This window comes from Caulobacter segnis ATCC 21756 (assembly GCF_000092285.1).
Classification (GTDB): Bacteria; Pseudomonadota; Alphaproteobacteria; order Caulobacterales; family Caulobacteraceae; genus Caulobacter; species Caulobacter segnis.
Map to the genome: position 1 here is coordinate 3,565,543 of NC_014100.1, position 18,203 is coordinate 3,583,745.

The window sequence follows — 18,203 nt, forward strand, 5'->3', positions numbered from 1 at the left end:
ACGAGCAGACCGCCACGTCGCTAGACCATAGAGCCGCGCCGACCGCAAGAATTCTCGGAGGCCTGCGACCGCTCGCCGAACGGCTCATCGTCGCCGAGACCTGCGAACGAGCCGCGCCATCATTCCCCAAAAAAGAACCCCACCCTTCTCGCGAAGGATGGGGTCCGATTTAGGTCAACCTCAGGTCCTCGCCGAAGCGAGGACCTGCTCCCGAAGGAGATTACAGGCTGATCGTGCCGCCCGTCGAGTTGAACGAAGCGGTCGACAGGTCGACGTTCGTACCGACGATCTTCACGATCGAGTCTTGGCCGGCGGTGAAGACGGTCGTGTTCGCGCCCAGGTCGGTGACGATGTAGGTGTCGCCGGCGTAGGTGAACCAACCCGTACCGCCAGCAGCCAGCTGGTTGATGGCTTCGTTGGCGTAGTCTTGGAACACAGCCGTGCCGCCCAGGACGACCTTCGCTTGTTGGAAGGTGGTCGCGCCCGTGATCTTGATCACGTCACCGGCGGTGAAGTCGGTGATGGTGGCGTAGCTGTTGGCGTTCGACGAGGCGCCGATGACGAAGGTGTCGGCGCCCGTGCCACCCGTCAGGGTGTTCAGGCCCGAGTTCGCCGTCAGGGTGTCGTTGCCGGCGCCGCCGATCAGGACGTCAGCCGTCGTGCCGGTGGCAGCCGTCAGGCTGTCGTTGCCAGCGCCGCCGGTGATCGTGGTCGCAGCGGTGGTGTTCAGCGACGTCACCGTGATGTTGCCGGTCGCCGCCGAAGCGTCGATCGCCGTGACCTTCGTGCTGCCCGTCAGGGTCAGCGTCAGGTCTTGAGCGCCAGCCACCGTCACCTTGGTCGCGTCAGCGGCCGTCAGGGTCAGGGTGTCGACGTTCTTGGTCTGCGGAGCCGATTGCGTGTCGACCGTCGAGATGTTGACGGTCTCGACGTTGGCGGCCGTGATCGTGCCGACAGCCAGGTTGCCCGAGCTGCTGAGGACCAGGTTCACCGAGTCGGCGGTGTTGGTCGCCGCGTCGGTGACGTTCAGGGTGATCGAACCAGCGGCGGTCAGGACGACGGTGCCGCCCGTAGCCAGCTTGTCGAGCGTGAACGTGTCGGTGTTCGCGCCGTCGGCGCTAACGCCGGCGGTGGTCACGTAGCTGGTCAGACCCAGGTTATCCAGGTTCAGCGTAACGGCGTCAGCCGTACCGTCGACGTCACCGGCAGCCGAGGTCAGCGTCAGGCGTTCGAAGCCCGAGTAGAACGTCTGCTTGGTGTTATCCAGGGTCTCGGCGTGCGCGACGCTCATCGCCAGCGTGTCGGTGCCGTCGCCGCCCGACAGGGCAGCGGTCGAACCGGTCACGAGAGCGCCGAAGGTCAGGGTGTCGTTGCCGGCGCCCAGATCGATCGCCTTGGTCAGGGCGGTGCCCGTCACCAGGGTCACGCTGTCGGTGCCAGCGCCGCCGGCGTAGGTCGCCTTGGTGCCGTCGATCGACACGGTGGTCGAACCGGTGGTGCCCGTGGTGGTGACCGAGGTCAGCGTGCCCGAAGCGGTGTTGCCCAGGTTCAGGCCAGCCGAACCGGTGACCGTGACGGTCTTCAGAGCGGTGAAGGTGCCGGTCGAGACGTTCGCCGACTTGTCGCCGGAGACAGCCAGGGTTTCCACCGCGGCGGCCGTCAGAGCGAACGTGGAGCTCGCGCCCGTGGCCGTCAGGTTCAGGGTCTTCAGCGCGCTGTCGGCGGCGCCGTCCAGCGACACAGCGCCCTTCACGTTGTTGACCGTCAGGTTCAGCGAGGACACGCCAGCGGCGTCAACCGTCATCGAACCGTTGGTCGCACCGGCGGTGGCGCCGCCGCTGTTGGCCAGCGTCAGGTTGGCCAGCTTCGACAGCGTGGTGGTGCCGCCGATGCTGCTGGTGTCGCCGTAGCCGTCGACCGACACGGTGGTGATGGCGGCCGTGGCGTTGTCGTTGATCGTGACGACGCCGGTGATCACGCCCAGAACGCCAGCCTCGGCGTCAACGGCGGTGACGCCGTTGGTCGTGGTGACGGTCGGAGCGGTGCCGCCGCCAGCGGCCGAGACGGCGATGTCGGCGACCGGACCAGCGGTCGTGCTGCTGAACACAACGGTGTCGCCCGAAGCAACGCCGCTGGTGAAGCCCGTCAGCGCGTTCGTGTAGGTGCCCTTCGTCGCGCCGCCTTGGGTGTCGGCGGCGGTCAGGTTGGCGAAGGCCGCAGCGACTTCAGCGGCGGTCATCGTGGCGCTGGCCGTGAAGGTCAGGCCGCCAACGGTCACCGACTGACCATTGGTCAGGCCGGTGAACTTCAGCGAGCTGGTTTCGGTGACGCCGGTAACGGCGGCAACGGCCACTTCTTCGGTCGTCGAAGCCGCTTGCTTCACGGTGACGCTGGTGGTCGAGGCGCCAGCGGTGATGTTCACCGCGCCCTGGGTCACGGTCGCACCGGTCGTGTCCGAACCAGCAGCCGACGAGTCGGCGGTCTGGGTGACGGAGACGGTCGTGCCGCCCTTCACGGTGATGGCGTTCAGGGTGACGTCGGTAGCGGCGACGCCCTTGTGAGCCGAGGTGACCGAGACAGCGCCGGTCGGCAGGTCAGCGGCGGCGCCGCCATTGCCGACTTCGATGGTGTCAGCGCCACCCGAGGTGCCCGAGATGCTCAGCGTGACGTTCTTGCCGCCATCAACGAAGACCGAGCTGGTCGTGGCGTTGGTCGCCGTGACCGAGATATCGCCGGTGGCGCGCGTGGTGGCGCCAATGGTGATGTCCGAAGCGGCCGACGCGTCGTTGACGGTGACGCTCTTGCCGCCGTCGACCGTGATGGCGCCCGAGACGTTCGAGACGCCGATCGAGGCGCTCGAGCTGGCTTGAACGGTGGCGGTCGTGGCTTGCGTCACGTTCAGGGCGGTGACGTCCGTCCAGCCCGAAACGTTGGCGACCACGGCGGCGGCGCCGCGCAGGGTGACGTTTTCAACGCCCGTGACGGTCACGGCGTCGAGGTTCGTCTGGGCCAGAGCCGTGATCGAGTTGATCACGAGGGTGTCGTTACCCGCGCCGCCAGCGATCGTGTCGAGCGAGGTGAAGGTCGGCGTCGCGCCGGCGGTGGAGTCCACCAGACCGGTGATGGTGTCGTCGCCCGAGGTGCCCGTGATCGAGTCCACGCCGCCCGTCAGGACCAGCGACGTGCCGCCACCATTGGTGGTGCCGTACTTGCCGAGCAGGTCGATGCCGGTGGTGCTGTCGTTCGTCAGCACGTTGTCGAGCGCCAGGTCCTTGACCAGGTTGGTGCTGGCCTGAGCGTACGAACCAATGCCCGCGCCTTGATTGAAGGACGTGGCTTGGAACAGGATTTCGCCGACGACGGCGGCCTTGACGGCCAGAGCCTGGTCAGCAGCCGAGGCGTTCGGGTAGTTCGCCTTCACCAGGGCGGTGTAGTAGGCGACCGACGTAGCGTTCGTCAGGTAGGCGACGGCGGCGTCGACATTGATGTTGTTCGCGGTGGCGGCGGCTTGACCAATGATGATCAGGTAGGCGGCCTTGGCGGCTTCGGTCAGCGACAGCGAGCCGTACGAAGCGGAGAAGCTGGACTTGGCCGCGGCGTTGTCCATCGACAGCGAGATCGACTGCGCGATGAAGCGGTTTTCAGCGTTCATGCCGGACTGGTTGCCGGTGCCGACGTAAGCGCTGTTCAGCGCGGTCAGGCCGGCTTGGCTCGGCGCGTAGCCCAGGAAGAAGTTGTAGGTGCCAACGCTGACAGCGACGGTGCTGTCCGAGGCCAGGTCGACGACCTTAGAGAAGGTCGCGTCGTTGCTGACGCCCGATTGGTTGTCGTTCAGCAGCCCTTGCAGGGCGAGCTTTTGCGCTTCCGTCGGCGCGGTACCAGCGTTGGCGTTCGTGAAGAACTCCGTCAGCTGAGCTAGCGTGTAAGCCATCTGGCTTGTCTCCCAAAGAAAATCCCACACCCCCTGCGACCGAACGGCGCGCATGGGAGCAGCGATGGCTATAGAGCAAACGTCATACGTCGACAATACCCGAAATCACGCGGTACAGCATTTTTCTAACCGGTACAGCATTTTCATATGTCGCGTTCCTTGTACCTTGGCCGCGAAACGGCTATATGTGTAAGGAATTCGACGCCCCAGGGCCGAGCGACAGCGCTCTCCGCCCGCCGGCGATGGCCTGAGAGTCTATAATGTATGGCAACCCTCAACGTCGCAGCGCCCCGGAGGTCCAGGACCTCCGCCGCGAAGGTGGGCGCTGGCTGAAAGAAGCGCGCGAGGCCGCCGGCCTGTCGCAGCGCCAGCTCGCGGCCAAGGTCGGCGCCGACTACTACACGTTCATTTCCCAGCTCGAGACGGGCCGCGGGCGCATCCCGCCGGACCGCTATCGCGAGTGGGCCCGGGCGCTTAACGTTCCTGAAAGGACGTTCGTGCGGGAACTGATGCGGTTCTACGACCCTATTACGTACGACATCCTGTTCAACGAAGAGTAGATCGTCTAGCTTGACCTGCCGGCGGGGAGCCGGCGACTCTTCACGCGTGGGAACACACCGCCAGCATGGCCGCGCAAGTCCTCTCGTTCTTCCAGCGCTCGCCGCGCTACGCGCCTGCTCCGGCGGCGGACTGGACCCAGCAAGAGCTGGCCGAGTTCTACCGCGTCGAGGCCGCCTTGATTCGCGCCGGCATCCGCGTCGGCACCGATCGCGGCCTCAGCGACGAGAAAGAGCCCTGGTTCGTCTTCTACCGCACCGATGACGGCGAGGTGGTGATCCACTTCGCGCGGATCGACGGCGAGTACATGATCGCTGGCCCGGCCTACGAAGAGATCGCCCGCGGCTTCGACTTCTCCTCGATGGTGCGCAATATGGTCGCGCGCCACCCGCTGATCCGTCGCTCGGATCGCGGCGACAACATCTCCATCCACCCGGCCGCCTTGCTGGTGGCCGTGGTCGGCACCGCGTTCTTCAAGAGCGGCGAAGCCCGCGCGGCCGAGAGCGGCGCGTCCAACCCGCCGTCGCACGCGCGTCCGGCGCTGCTGTCGTCCACCTCGAACACCAGCCTGAACGGCGGCGCGGCCGCTCTTCCGCCGGTGGCTGCGGCGAACGCGCAGTCGGCGACCTACGACACCGTTCAGCTGCCGGCCAATCAGGCGATCCTGGTCCTGGCCGCCGCGCTGCTGGCCGCCGACTTCAACATTGGTCAAGCAGGCCTTGCTTCGGACGCCCTCGCGGCGCTGGAGACGGCGCCCGCCGCGCCCGACTTCACGGCCGCGGCCGCGCCGGAACTGTCGCCGGCCGGCGGTGACGCCTCGATCCTGCCCGGTCACGCCGCCGCTGTAGCGAGCACCCCGGCTCAGACCGCTTCGTCGGTGCTGTCGCTGGTGGCGTTGCTGTCCACCATGCCCCAGTCGCCCGCGACGACCGCCTTGCCTGAGGCGTCGCAGACCCTGGCGGTCGAGGAGGCTCCGGCTCGCCACGACGCCGCCGGCTCGCCGCTGCCCGCCCCTGCGCTCCACGAAGGCGCCGACTGGGTCCTGGAAATCCGCCTGGGCGTTGGCGCCCTGCCCAATGTCGAGGCCGTGCAGCTCGTACGCGCTCTGGTCGGGGAAACGGCGCTGGCCCAGAAGATCGCCGTGATCGAGGTCTCCAAGCTGCCCGACGTGCTGGCCGAGATTATCTCGCGCGGTGAGCACGTGCAGGTGGCCCCGATCAGCGTCCAGCCCGAAGGGCATCCGGACGCGGACCTCATCACGCCGGACACGCCCGCCCCCGCTGCTGGCGGCGAGGTCGTTACGCCTTCGACGCCCGCTGAGCCTCTGAAGACCAACGCCCACGTCGACTTCGTCTCGATGGATCTCGTTCGGCAGGTCATCGACTCCTTCATGGCGCACACCGCGAGCGTCGGCTTTGCGATGGATGGGTCTCAGGTGGTCATGTACGACACCCGCGTAACCACCGACCCGGGCGCGATCAGCCACATCACCAGCCTGACGTTCGAATTGCCCGATCACAGCTCGATCAACCTGGTCGGTGATCACAGCGCTTTCCTAGGCTACGGATTTTTGTTCTAGACCGCGCTGGGCCGCCTTCGGCGGTCCTTTTGGCTAGGTTTGGACGAGCGGTCGCTGATCGGCGCCGCTCGGGAAGGATTGACTTGAGGCCCGCACGCCTGGATTTGGCGATCCGTTCCGCCATGCGCGCTCCATCTTCCCAGCCCGCCGGCGCGGCCGAGCCTCCGCCAGGCCCCACGCCGCGCCGACGGTTCGGTTTCGCGCGGCGCTTGCTGGGTCCCGTGCTTTCGCCGATGGCCCACTATGTCCGGCGTTATCTGCAAGCCAGCGTCGAGCATGAGCTGCGCGAGACGCGCGGCCATCTCCACGCCTTGTCGGCCGACCTGCAGGCCGTGCAGCATCGGCTCGACCTGAGCCTGCGCCAGAACGACCGCCTCGCCGCCGCCCTGGCGCGGCTGGAGGCGCGCGCGGAGCGCAGCGGCGAGGCGCTGGACGTCCTGCCCGGCCTGTTCGGCCCGCGCTTCGACGAGCTCGAGATCAAGCTGCGGCCGCTGATCCACTACGACGAGGAGTCGGTGGCCATCCGCATGCGCGAAGGCTACGTGCTGGCGCCGCGCGCCTTGCCGACCTTCGTCACCATGCTGGCCAACGCCACCAGCAAGGGGCTGGAGCCGGGCACGAGCGACGTGCTGCGGCGCCTGGTGCGTCCCGGCATGGCGGTGGCCGACGTCGGCGCCAATATCGGCCTGCTGACCCTGGTCATGGCCTGCGCCGTCGGGTCCGAGGGCAAGGTCATCGCGTTCGAGCCTGAGGCCACGCCTCGGGCGAACCTTGAAAAGATGAAGCATCTCAACGGCCTGGCTTGGGTCGAGGTGCGCGACCAGGCCGTCGGCGCGAAGGCGGGACGCCTGACCTTCCACGTCAGCGAAATCATCGGCCACAGCTCGCTCTACGCCCTGCCCGAGGCGGAGGAAGCCCGCACGATCGAGGTCGAAGTGGTCCGGCTAGACGACGTCGCGCCTGGCAAACGCCTGGACGTGGTCAAGATCGACGTCGAGGGCGCCGAGCTGGACGTCCTAGCCGGGATGAAGGGCGTGATCGCCAAGAACCCGGACCTGGCCATCCTGGCCGAGTTCGGCCCCGAGCACCTGAAGCGCGTGGGCCAGACGCCGGCGCAGTGGTTCAAGGCCTTCGCCGACGCCGGCTTCAAGCCCTACCTGATCGACGAAGCCACCAGCGCCTGCGCGGCGACCGACGCCAAGGCCGCGGCCAAGCTCGTGTCCGCCAACATCGCCTTCGTGCGGCCGGGCGGCGACGCCGAACGCCGCCTGCTGCAGCGCTAGGACGTCACCATGCGGATCTGCTGGGTCACGCCCTTCGTATTGCGCTCGTCGATCGGCCGGGTCAGCGCCGCGGTGACCGCCGCCCTGGCCAGCCAAGGACATCAGGTCGAAATCCTGCGCTGCGAGGATCGCGACGATCCGGCGGAGCCCCTGCATCCGACCGCCCTGCCCGTCCGCCACTGGCGAGAGGTCGACCTGGGGAGCCTGGGCGCCGCGTTCGACGTCGTCATCGTCAATATCGGCGACAACTATCCCTTCCACGCCGGCGCCCTGGCCATCCTGGACGCCGCGCCGTGCCTGGGGATTTTCCACGACTTCTATATCTACAACCTGTTCTCGGGCTGGCTGCACCACAACGGCCTCGACTACCGACGGCACGACGCCGAGATCGTGGCGACCTATGGCCTGGAGGCCGAGCCGGACGCGGTCGCCGTCCGCTCGGGCCAGATGCTGGACATGGGCGAGATCGCGGACAAGCTGCCGATGACCGAGTGGCTGGCGCGCCGTTGCGAAGCCGCCCTCGCCCACGCCGGCTTCTACGCACCGCGTCTGGAGGCGGCCTGCGCGGGACCCGTGGCGGTGACGCCGCTCTGCTGTCCCGACCGGGCGACGCCCCCTGGGGCGCCGACGACCAAGGCTCGGCTGACGATCACCACGGTCGGCGTGATGAACCCCAACAAGCGCGTCGCCGACGTCATCCGCGCGATCGGCGGATCCGACGCCCTGAAGACCTGCGCCTACCGCCTGGTCGGCCCGATCTCGGACGAGGAGCGCGCCCGGCTGGAGGCCGTCGCGGCGGAGGTCGGCTTTGCGAACCTCGTCATCGACGGCGCCGTCGACGACGAGACCCTGGACCAGCGCCTCGCCGAGGCCGACATCATCTGCGCCCTGCGCAAGCCGGTGCTGGAAGGCGCCTCGGGCTCGGCCTGCGAGGGCATGCTCAGCGGCCGCCCGACCGTCGTCGCCCGCGCCGGCTTCTACGGCGAGCTGCCCGACGACCTGGTCTTCAAGGTGGACGGCGAGATCGTGGTCGATGAGATCCGTTCGGTCCTGGAGCGCCTGGCAGGCGACGCGGCGCTACGGCGGAAGACCGGCGCGGCGGCTCGCGCCTGGGCGCTGGAGACGTTGAACGCCGAACGCTACGCCCAGGCCGTGGAGGCGCTCGCCAAGGCCCAGCTCACGAGCCGACCGCTGCTCGCCATCGGCGAGCGGATCGGCCATGAGCTGCGCGGCTTTGGCCTGGCGGAAAGCGATCCTTCAGCCACGCGGATCGGCGCGACGCTGCAGAAGCTGTTCGCGCCGATCGACGGCTAGAGCCTAGGCGCTCTTGCTGACGGGCGGCGCGCAATAGGCGTCTAGGAACGCCTGGTGCTGCGGCAGGCGGCTGACCGTCGCGGCGATGTTCCGCTTCAGATCGTCCAGGGCCTGCTTCAGCTGCTGCGGCGGCATCAAGCGGCCCATGGCGTGGAAGCTCTCGGGCTGGACGCGTTGGCCCAGCAGCACCTGCAGCCACGAGTCGACCTGGAACAGCTCGCCGGGAGCCTGGTAGACCTGGGCGCTTTCCCGGAACAACTCGATCCGTTGGGCCAGGCTGTCGGGGATCTGCATCTCGCGCACGCGATCCCAGAACGGGCTGTCGGTCCGTTCGGTCGCCTTGTAGTGCAGGATGATGAAGTCGCGGATCTTCTCCAGTTCGTCGTCGGCCAGACGGTTGTAGCGATCGACCGCGGCCTGGCTGATCCCGCCGAACGGGAACAGCTGCATCAGCCGCGTGACCCCGACCATAATCAAATGGATCGAGGTCGACTCCAGAGGCTCGACGAAACCGCTGGATAGCCCCAGGGCCACGACGTTCTTGTCCCACGTCTTGCGACGACGACCGGTGCGGTAGCGGATCAGGCGCGGCGGGATCAGGGTCTCGCCCTCGATCTCGCTCTGCAGCAGCGCCAGCGCCTCGTCGTCGGACATGAATTCGTTGCAGTAGACGAGGCCGTTGCCGACGCGGTGCTGCAGCGGGATCTTCCAGCGCCAGCCGGCGTGATGGGCGATGGCGCGGGTGTAGGGCTTGGCCGGTTCGGTCGAGCGGGTCTGGACCGCCAGCGCGCTGTTGGTCGGCAGCCAGTGGTCCCAGTCCTCGTAGCCCGCCTTCAGGGTCTGTTCGATCAGCAGACCGCGGAAACCGGTGCAGTCGATGAAGAGGTCGCCCTCGACGGCCTGCCCCGACTCCATCACCAGCGCCTCGATCGCGCCGTCGGCCGCGCTCTGGCGCACGCTGGCGATCTTGCCTTCGACGCGCTTGGCGCCGTCCGCTTCGGCCATGCGTCGCAGGAACTGGCCATAGAGACCGGCGTCGAGGTGATAGGCGTAGTTCAGGGGGCCGTTCTCGCCGGTGAAGAACCGGTCGCCCTCGGCCGCCTTCAGCTCCAGACAGTAGTCGCCAAGGTCTCCGCCGAACCCCTGCGCCTGGGCTTGCATCCAGAAGTGATGGAAGCCGCCCATCCACGTCGACTTACCGACCTGGCCGAACGAGTGGATATAGCGGTCGCCGATCTCGCCCCAGTTCTCGAACGAAATGCCCAGCTTGAAGGTCGCCTGGGTCGCCCGCATGAACGCGGCTTCGTCGATCCCGAGCAGGGCGTTGAAGGTGCGGGCCGTGGGGATGGTCGACTCCCCCACCCCCACGGTGCCGATGTCCTCGGACTCGACCAGGGTGATGTCCAGCAGCGGGCCAAGCTGGCGGGCCAAGGCCGCCGCGGCGGTCCAGCCAGCGGTGCCGCCTCCCGCGATCACCACCTTGCGGATCGTCTGCTGGGTCATGGCGTCCCTCCCTTGAGTCTTATCGGTTGAGCCGGTCGAGCAGCAGCGCGCGCAGCCGTCGGGCGGTCATCGCGTCCATGGCTCCCAGCGGTCCGCGCGCGCCCTCGGGCAGGTGCGCGCCGGCGCGCTCGGCGGGGCCAAAGACGTAGTAGTCGAACAGGGCCTTCCAGGCCTGCTTCTCGAAGTCCGGCCGATCGCGCAGGCTGAGCAGGCCATGCAGCAAGGTGTTCATCGGCGTGTCGGCATGGGCCGGACCCGCGTTCCACCAGTAGTTCATCAGGACGTTGAAGGGCTCCAGCGCCTCGACCTGGTGCCACCACAACGCCGGATAGACGAGCACGTCCCCAGGCTCCATCTCGGCCACCTGGGCCGTCGCGAGCGCCTCCCGGAAGCCGGGATGGGCGTCGAAGTCGGGGTTCTCGAAGTCCACCATGCTGACCACCTGGCCGCCGGGCGTCGGCTCCAGCGGACCGGGATAGAGGTTGGCGACCTGATCGGGCGGGAACAGGGTGAACCGCCGACGGCCCGCCGCGCAGACCGCGATGTTGTTGGACATGTCCCAGTGGGCCGCGGCCACCGTGCGGTTGCCGATCCAGATGCCGGCCATCGGCGGCTGATCACCGTAGACCTCGGGGCCGAGGCCCAGATCGTTCTCGGCCTTGAGGCTGGGGAAATAGGCGTCGAGATCGGCCGAGCCGACATAGACGGCCGGCGCGTCGTTGAGGTCTTCGACCTCTTCCAGCCGGCTCAGAAAGGTCTCCAGCGGCGCGCGCTCGGCCTTGAAGTTCACGGCCGCGCAGGTCTCGTCGTAGAAGAACCGCCCCCGGATCTCCGGCCCTGCCGAATAGCCGACGACGCGACCGCCCTGGTCGTGGCCGCGGATATAGTCCCGGGCGGCCTGGCTGGATTCGAGGCCTTTCCGAACAATCGGCCAGTCTCGGACCAGACCCTTGAAGAGCATCGGGGTCTGGCCGGCCAGGATGGCGTCGAACGGAATGTCCGCCGGCGTGGCGACGGCGGCCTCGAGCGTGCGGCGGGCCGTCAGAGCGTTCATGCCAGGCTGGCCCGGCGGCGCGCCTTGCGCGCGATCAGGTCCTCGATATTGCCCATCGAGGCGATGATCCAGTGGGCGGCGCGCAGCAGGCCCGACTGGTGCAGCTTCTCAAGCGGCTCGCCCGTGACCGCGGCGAGCCGGTCGGGCGCCAGGGTGAAGACGTCGGGCAGCGCGTAGCTGGTCCCGTCGTCCAGCTTGATCTCGACATCGATCGGCTCGATCAGGCCCAGCTCGTCGAAGAAGGCGAACATCGGCCCGGCGATCTCCAGGCCGTCGTGGATCTGGCCCAGGGCGATGCTGACGCCCTGAAGGTAGGGCGCGTTGCCCCCGGCCGGCAGGAACAGGGGCTCGCCCTCTTCTCGGCTGATGCGCGGGTGGTCGAGATCGACGTGGATCATCGGGCGGGGCTCGGCGCCCAGGGCGTCGCGCTGCAGGGCGATCGAGAAGGGGCCGCGCCGTTGCACCGCAGGAACGTAGCGAGCGTTCCAACCCGTCTCGTCCAGGAAGAGGTTTTCGTCCCGATCCAGGCCCAGCAGCACCACCGCCTGGTAGGCGCCCGCGGCGTCCTTGCGGATCAGGATCGGATATTCGCGCTGCGCCGCCTCGAACTCGGTGGGCAGGATCAGGGTCTGATTGATCGCGTCCCCAAAGGCCGCGCCGTGGCCGGCGATCACCCGCAGGTCGGCGTGATCGACATTGTTCAGAAGCACTCGGTTCATAGCGGGCCGCACTCACGCTGTTAGGCGTACTTCAAAGGAAGAAAGGGGCCGCCGCAAGCGCGGTGGCCCCTCCCTTAGGCTTCCAGGAGACTTCCGGTCCTAGAAGCGGTAGCGAGCGCCGAGCAGGAAGCGACGATCCAGCTCTTGAGCGAACCACAGTTGGTTCGGATCGCGAGCGTAGGTGCGCACGTGCTCCTTGGTCAGGTTGATGCCTTCGAACGAGACCGCCAGCTTCGGCGTGACGTCGTAGCTGATGTTGAAGTCGATCTGCGTGAAGGGCGCGACATAGACCGGGTTCCGCGAACCACCGCGGTTGGTGGCTTGCAGGAACTTGTCACGCCAGTTGTAGGTCAGGCGCGCCGAGATGCCGTTCTTGTCGTAGATCAGCGTGGCGTTGGCCGTGTCCGACAGACCCAGCAGAGCGAACTGGTCTTGCGACGGGCTCGCGCCGTTGTCGAATTCGACGTCGCCGCGCACCATGGTGTAGGCGCCCGAGATGCCGATGCCGGTGTCGCCGAAGAAGTGCTGAGCCGCGATTTCGAAACCGTGGATCTTGCCGGTCCGGTTGTTGATCGGCTTGGACACTTGGAAGTTCATCAGCGGATCGCTGCTGTTCGGCGCGATGTCCACCGCGGCCAGGATCTGGTCGACGAAGGCTTGGTTCAGGTCGCCGCCAGCGATGCGGTTGGCTTGGAACTGAGCCTGAGCCGCCGCCGAGGAGCCGGTGGTCTGCAGCAGGGCGGCCATCGTGAACAGGTTGACGTCGGTCTGGTCGGCGCCGATGGCCGTCAGCAGCGCCTTGGCCGTGCCCGAACGCGTGCCGTCCGCGCCGGAGCTGACGTCACGCAGACCGAACAGGTTCTGCGTGAAGGTGCCGGTGCCGACGAAGTTGTTCACGCGCTTCTCGAAGAAGCCGGCCGAAACGAAGCTGCTGGGCTTGTAGTACCACTCCAGCGAGACGTCGAAGTTGTCCGAGATCAGCGGCTCCAGGTCCGGGTTGCCGCTGGTGCCCAGCGGGATGGCCCCGTTGGCGACCGGACGGTTCGGCGTGCCGACCGTCTGGGCGGCGAACAGGTTGCCGTAGTCCGGGCGGGCGATCGTGCGGCTGAACGAGAAGCGGCCGATCAGGTCGTCCCGGATGTCGACGCTGAAGTCCAGGGCCGGCAGCAGGTTGTTGTACTTGCCCTTGCCCGACAGCGGCGAATAGGTGCTGGCGGTGTCGAGGCGGAAGTCGTTGTCGGCGGTCCAGACGATGGCGCTGGGAGTCCGGATGAGCGAGGTCGACGTCACGTCGGTGCGCTCATAGCGGACGCCGGTGACCAGGGTCGCGGGACGACCGGCCAGTTCCGACTTCCAGGTGACCTGGGCGTAGCCGGCCAGGATGTCTTCGTCGACCTGGTTGCGGGCTTGGCCCGTGATGCCGACCGCGTTGCCGCGAGCGACATACGGCGCCGACATGGCGTTGTAGAGGTCGATCGCGTTGGCGCGGAACGAGACGAGGCCCGCGCCGCTCTGCTGCAGGTCGAACTCGTTGAACTGGCAGGCCATGCAGAAGGCCTTGACCAGGTTGCCGGCGTACTGCTGCACGTCGCGCGGGTTCGAGATACCCCAGCTGCCCAGGTCCTGCTGCGTCGAGCTGGACGCCTGGACCATCTTCGTGGTGCGGTAGTCGAAACCGGCGTCGAAGCGGCTGCCGTTGTCGTCCAGATCCCAGGTCAGGTCGCCCCGGATTTCCTTGACTTCGTGCTTCTGGCTGTTGGTCCAGGTGCGCGCCACCTGGCTGCCCAGGTCGCCCACGTCCATCACGCCATTGCCGTTGCCGCGCGGGGCCGCGTCGTTGATCGTGATCTTCTGGACCGGAACCTTGCCGCTGTAGTCGACCGAGTGCGACGAGACGATCGGCGCGCCGATCGACACGGTGGTCGAGCTGGTGCCGTTCGGCGAGTCCGGACCGGAGTCGGCCTTCGAGATGTGGCCGTCCAGGCGGACGCGGACGCGATCGGACAGGTCCCATTCGGCGTTCAGGCCGTAGGACTTCAGGGTGTCTTCGTTGCTGCGATACTGCTGCTCGAAGCCCATGTCCTTGGTGCCGCTGAGCGTTTCCGACAGCAGAACGGCGGTGGCGACGACCGGATTGTTGTCGAAGGTGACCTTGTCGAACGGACGATTGAACCAGTTGGTGCTGTCGTTGCGGCGCTCGAACGACTTGTTCTGCGCGTACAGCACGTCGGCCGTGATGGTCAGGCTGTCGGTCGGGCGGTACTGCGCCGTCAGCTGGCCGTTGATCCGCTCACGCTCGCCTTGCGAGAAGTGGTAGCGGCTGTCGTTGGGGATCGCCACCAGCGTCGAACCGCTGGCCGGCGCGTTGGTGATCTGGGTCGCGCCGCCGTTACGGACGAAGCCGTTGGCCGGATTGATGAAATCCGAATAGGTGCGGATGTTCCAGTCGTTCGACGTGACGCTGCGGCTGGTGAAGTCGCGCTTCTGGTAGGCGCCGAACAGGGCGACGCCGAACTTCTTGTCGTCGTCGGTCCAGTTCAGCAGGCCCGAGACTTCCGGCGTGATCTTGTGGCCGAAGTCGTCGACCTTCTTGTCCATGCTCTGGTCGTAGACGCCCTTGACGCCGATGCTGCCGCTCAGGCCGCTCTCGCGCGCGTCCAGCGGGTGACGGGTCTTGACGTTGATCGTGGCGCCGATGCCGCCCGACGGAATGGCCGCGCGGCCGGTCTTGTAGACCTCCAGCGTGGTCACGCCTTCCGAGGCGAGGTTCGAGAAGTCGAACGAACGGCTGGTGCCGCCCGCGGTGTCCGACGACTGGTCGCCGCCGACCGTGGCGACGTTGGCCGTCGGCATGGTGCGGCCGTTCAGGGTCACCAGGTTGAAGCCGCCGCCGAAGCCGCGGACCGTGACCTGCGAGCCTTCGCCGTTGGTGCGGTCGATGGACACGCCGGTGATCCGCTGCAGCGATTCAGCCAGGTTGGTGTCCGGGAACTTGCCGATGTCTTCGGCCGAGATGGCGTCGACCACGCCGCTGTTGGTGCGCTTGATCTCGATCGAGCGCTCGAGCGAGGCGCGAATGCCCGTGATGACGATCTCATCGACGGTGGTGGTTGTGGTCTGCTGAGCCAGCGCCGGGCTGGCGAACATGGCCGCCGTGATGGCGACGCAAGAGGCAGACGCGTTCAAGCGACGAAGCCGCTTCATAGCCGTTCCCCCTAATAAATGCCCTCTATGGGGCGATGTTATTGTTACGATCCGGAAGCATTTCCCGGCCGCTCTTCCCGTTCTTGGCGCCCGATAGACAACCAGGGCACGAGAGACGAGTTAGCGGTAACATCGGTCCACGACTGCCGCAACGCCAAAATGACAGCGCTAGCAATCTTTTTTCAAGCAGTTTTTCGGGCCATTCTTATGACAAATGGACAGCCTGGCGGGCGGTCTTCGGCGGCGCCACACAAAGCCGCGCCGCCGGGTTCGCGAGAAGGTTGATTATTTCAGCGTGGTAACCGGTTTCCATGCATACAAACGCATCGAGACGAGCGCCGCTTCCAGCGCTCGTCTCGCAAAGGCTCACAGAATTTTCGCGGTGCGGCGTCAGCCGGCCGTCAGGTCGAGGGCAGCACTCTTCAGGCCAGGCGCGCTGACGACCACCCTGCCCCGCCCCGACTGATTCTGCCGGGTGCGGACGATACCCTGGGCCAGGCCGTTGAACGCCTTGCGCTGAAGCGCGACGTCCGCTTCGTGGCTCGTTGGGTTTCCATTACCGACGCCAATCAGGTCGATCGGGCCCGAAAGCTCGAAGCGGACCAGGTCTTCGGCGCGCGGAACAGGGCGGCCCTTGGCGTCCAGCACCTCGACCTTCAGCACCGCCACGTCCTGGCCGTCGGCGGCGAGGCGGACGCGGTCGGCCGTCAGGCGCAGAGCGGCGGCGGGGCCGGCGGTCTCGCGGCGCTCGCGCAGGATCACCTTGCCGTTCTTGTAGCCATGAGCCTCCAGCACGCCCGGCGCGTAAGGCACGGACCACTCGACGTGATGGTTGGCCTTCACATCGCGGACGCCCTGGCTCTTGCCGTTGAGGAACAGCTCGACCTTGTCGCAGTTGCTGTGCGCCCAGACCGCGATCGGCTGACCCTCGCGGCCTTCCCAGTTCCAGTGCGGCAGCAGGTGCAGCAGCGGCTCGGACCGCCACCAGGCGCGGTAGTAATAGTAGTTGTCCTTCGGGAAGCCGCAGGTGTCGAACGCCCCGAAGTGCGAGCTGATGCTGGGCCAGCGGTTGAACGGCGTCGGCTCGCCGCGATAGTCGAAGCCGGTCCAGATGAAGCCGCCCGCCATCCACGGCCGGTCGGCCGCGTGGCTCCACCACTTCTCGGCGGTCGTCGCCCACCAGGGGTGGTCGGTGTCGTAGGCCGGGACATAGGACTTGGCCTCGTCTCGGACATACTCGCCCCGCGTCGTCACCACGCTGGCGCTCTCGCTGCCGATGATCGGCACGTTCGGGAAGCGGGCGTGGAAGTCGTCCATCTTCTCGTGACGGTAATTGAAGCCCTGCACGTCGATGACGGCGCTGATGCCCTCGCCGAAGCCGTTGTCCATGGCGGCGGTGACCAGGCGGGTCGGGTCGAGCCGATTGACCAGGCGCTTCATCGTCGTGGCGACCTTGACGCCGCGCGCGGTGGCCTGCTGCGGCTCCTCGTTGCCGATCGACCACAGGATCACCGAAGGGTGGTTGCGGTCTCGGCGCACCAGCCGCTCCAGCTCGTCCATCGAGGTCGGATCGCTGGACATCCGGCGGGTCTCGTCGATCACGAGGATCCCCAGGCGGTCGCAGGCCTCCAGCAGCTCCGGCGTCGGCGGATTGTGGGCGGCGCGATAGGCGTTGCTGCCCATCGACTTCAGCTGTTCCAGGCGCCAGACCTGCAGGGCGTCCGGGATCGCCGCGCCGACGCCGGCGTGATCCTGGTGGTTGCAGCTGCCCTTCAGCTTCACCGGCTTGTCGTTCAGGAAGAAGCCCCGCTGGCCGTCGAAGCGGATCGAGCGGACCCCGAAGCGCGTGACGAAGCGGTCCACGACGGCGCCGCCGACCTTGGTCTCGGTGACCAGGGTATAGAGGTGCGGGTTCTCGAGGCTCCACAGCACCGGATCGGCCAGGGTGACGGTCTGGGACAGGCTCTGGCGCTCCCAGGCCGGCAGGCGGCCGGCGGCGGGGGCGACGGCCAGGACGGGCTTGCCGGCGGCGTCCAACACCGCGTGCGAAACCTCGAAGGCCTGGGCCGCGTCGGACTCGTTGATCAGGTCGGTGTCGATCTGGACCGTGCCGTCGACCTTGGCGCGGACGAAGACGCCCCACTGCGGCACGTGCACCGGCGCGGTCTTGACCAGCCAGACGTGGCGGTAGAGCCCCGCCCCTTCATAGAACCAGCCCTCGCCCAGGCTGGCGTCGACGCGGACCGTGACCAGGTTGTCGCCGCCGATGTTGGCGATGTCGGTGATGTCGACGCGGAACGGCGAGTAACCGCTGTCCTCGCGCTCGAGGATGTAGCCGTTGACCATCACCAGGGCGTCGCGGAAGGCGCCGTCGAACTCGATCGACAGGCGCTTGCCGGCGTCGCCTGCCGGCAGGGCGAAGCTCTTGCGGTACCAGCCGACGCTGTTCTCGGGGAACTCGCGGCCCAGCGCCTTGTAGCCGTGGGCGGCGCGCAGGTCCTCGTCGTCCGGCTTGCCCGAGGGCTTGTAGTCGAGGTTGTTGGCGAACGGCAGCTCGACGGCCCAGTCGTGCGGCAGCGTCACCGGCTTCCAGGCGCTGTCGTCGAAGTCGGCCTGCGCGGCGGCCGCCACCCACCAGTTGGGCGCGCTGGCGCCGGCCTTGGCGTAGGTGCGCTGGTTGGCGCCGAAGCCGAAATCCTTGGCCGGGTCAGAGGCGTGCCCCAACGCGAAGCGCCAGCCGAAATCGAGCGACGAACGCTCCCGCGGGCCAAGGTCGACAGCGGGCACGGGCGATGCGACCGCCGCGGCGGCGCGCGAAGCATTGGCCAGAAGGGCGGCGCCCCCGGCGGCGGCCAGAGCCTGGCGTCGGTTGATCTGAGCCATGGGGCGAACCTCTCGATAAGTCAAAAAAATGGGGAGGAGGCATGTGGCCTCCTCCCCAGCGCAGGGAACGTCGGGGAGGATCGACGTTCTCGAGCCTGTCCGTTTCCGATGGAACATCGGAAACGGATAAGCAGCTCGATTTCAAACATTTAGAACGTGGCGGGCGGCGAAACCG

The 18,203-nt window shown here is 67.3% G+C and carries 10 protein-coding genes; 4 read left to right on the top strand and 6 right to left on the bottom strand.

Annotated features, from left to right (window positions below; all coding sequences use genetic code 11):
* Nucleotides 1–220: 220 nt before the first annotated feature.
* Entirely contained in the window at nucleotides 221–3,931 is a 3,711-nt protein-coding gene (locus CSEG_RS16390) for a beta strand repeat-containing protein (protein ID WP_013080349.1), read from the bottom strand.
* Between the two features lie 260 nt (nucleotides 3,932–4,191).
* On the opposite strand from CSEG_RS16390, the gene CSEG_RS16395 reads away from it, so the two are divergent.
* The 4 genes from CSEG_RS16395 (at nucleotide 4,192) to CSEG_RS16410 (ending at nucleotide 8,665) form a co-directional block, all read left to right on the top strand.
* A complete protein-coding gene (locus CSEG_RS16395) occupies nucleotides 4,192–4,491 on the top strand; it encodes a helix-turn-helix domain-containing protein (RefSeq protein WP_013080350.1) in 300 nt (99 codons plus the stop codon).
* Nucleotides 4,492–4,556: 65 nt separating this feature from the next.
* The gene (locus CSEG_RS16400; protein ID WP_013080351.1) at nucleotides 4,557–6,068 is read left to right on the top strand and encodes a hypothetical protein; all 1,512 of its coding nucleotides are present in this window, start codon (nucleotides 4,557–4,559) and stop codon (nucleotides 6,066–6,068) included.
* An 83-nt stretch (nucleotides 6,069–6,151) separates the two neighbouring features.
* The gene (locus CSEG_RS16405; RefSeq protein ID WP_167535140.1) at nucleotides 6,152–7,351 is read left to right on the top strand and encodes an FkbM family methyltransferase; all 1,200 of its coding nucleotides are present in this window, start codon (nucleotides 6,152–6,154) and stop codon (nucleotides 7,349–7,351) included.
* 9 nt (nucleotides 7,352–7,360) lie between these two features.
* A complete protein-coding gene (locus CSEG_RS16410; protein ID WP_013080353.1) occupies nucleotides 7,361–8,665 on the top strand; it encodes a glycosyltransferase family 4 protein in 1,305 nt (434 codons plus the stop codon).
* Between the two features lie 3 nt (nucleotides 8,666–8,668).
* Here the strand turns inward: CSEG_RS16410 and CSEG_RS16415 are convergent, their stop codons facing one another.
* The 5 genes from CSEG_RS16415 to galA all read right to left on the bottom strand — a co-directional run bounded on the left by CSEG_RS16415 (nucleotide 8,669) and on the right by galA (nucleotide 18,028).
* Nucleotides 8,669–10,168 carry a tryptophan halogenase family protein gene (locus CSEG_RS16415; RefSeq protein ID WP_013080354.1) on the bottom strand — a complete coding sequence of 500 codons (1,500 nt, stop codon included), beginning with the start codon at nucleotides 10,166–10,168 and terminating at the stop codon, nucleotides 8,669–8,671.
* Between the two features lie 19 nt (nucleotides 10,169–10,187).
* Nucleotides 10,188–11,294: a cupin-like domain-containing protein gene (locus tag CSEG_RS16420; protein WP_167535162.1), complete on the bottom strand. Its 1,107-nt coding sequence runs from the start codon at nucleotides 11,292–11,294 to the stop codon at nucleotides 10,188–10,190.
* Nucleotides 11,219–11,941 (bottom strand): SapC family protein, encoded by a 723-nt coding sequence (locus CSEG_RS16425; protein WP_013080356.1) that lies wholly within the window; start codon nucleotides 11,939–11,941, stop codon nucleotides 11,219–11,221. Before CSEG_RS16425 ends, CSEG_RS16420 begins: the two co-directional genes overlap by 76 nt.
* Before the next feature lie 99 nt (nucleotides 11,942–12,040).
* Nucleotides 12,041–15,145 (bottom strand): TonB-dependent receptor, encoded by a 3,105-nt coding sequence (locus CSEG_RS16430; RefSeq protein WP_013080357.1) that lies wholly within the window; start codon nucleotides 15,143–15,145, stop codon nucleotides 12,041–12,043.
* A 390-nt stretch (nucleotides 15,146–15,535) separates the two neighbouring features.
* Complete coding sequence (gene galA, locus CSEG_RS16435; protein ID WP_013080358.1) at nucleotides 15,536–18,028, bottom strand: beta-galactosidase GalA; 2,493 nt, start codon at nucleotides 18,026–18,028, stop codon at nucleotides 15,536–15,538.
* Nucleotides 18,029–18,203 lie beyond the last annotated feature (175 nt).

Excerpts from the sequence above, each read along its gene's own strand:
- CSEG_RS16400 (WP_013080351.1), top strand. The coding sequence starts at position 4,557 with ATGGCCGCGCAAGTCCTCTCGTTCTTCCAGCGCTCGCCGCGCTACGCG.
- CSEG_RS16430 (WP_013080357.1), bottom strand. The coding sequence starts at position 15,145 with ATGAAGCGGCTTCGTCGCTTGAACGCGTCTGCCTCTTGCGTCGCCATC.
- CSEG_RS16425 (WP_013080356.1), bottom strand. The coding sequence starts at position 11,941 with ATGAACCGAGTGCTTCTGAACAATGTCGATCACGCCGACCTGCGGGTG.
- CSEG_RS16410 (WP_013080353.1), top strand. The coding sequence starts at position 7,361 with ATGCGGATCTGCTGGGTCACGCCCTTCGTATTGCGCTCGTCGATCGGC.
- CSEG_RS16390 (WP_013080349.1), bottom strand. The coding sequence starts at position 3,931 with ATGGCTTACACGCTAGCTCAGCTGACGGAGTTCTTCACGAACGCCAAC.
- CSEG_RS16395 (WP_013080350.1), top strand. The coding sequence starts at position 4,192 with ATGTATGGCAACCCTCAACGTCGCAGCGCCCCGGAGGTCCAGGACCTC.
- galA (WP_013080358.1), bottom strand. The coding sequence starts at position 18,028 with ATGGCTCAGATCAACCGACGCCAGGCTCTGGCCGCCGCCGGGGGCGCC.
- CSEG_RS16415 (WP_013080354.1), bottom strand. The coding sequence starts at position 10,168 with ATGACCCAGCAGACGATCCGCAAGGTGGTGATCGCGGGAGGCGGCACC.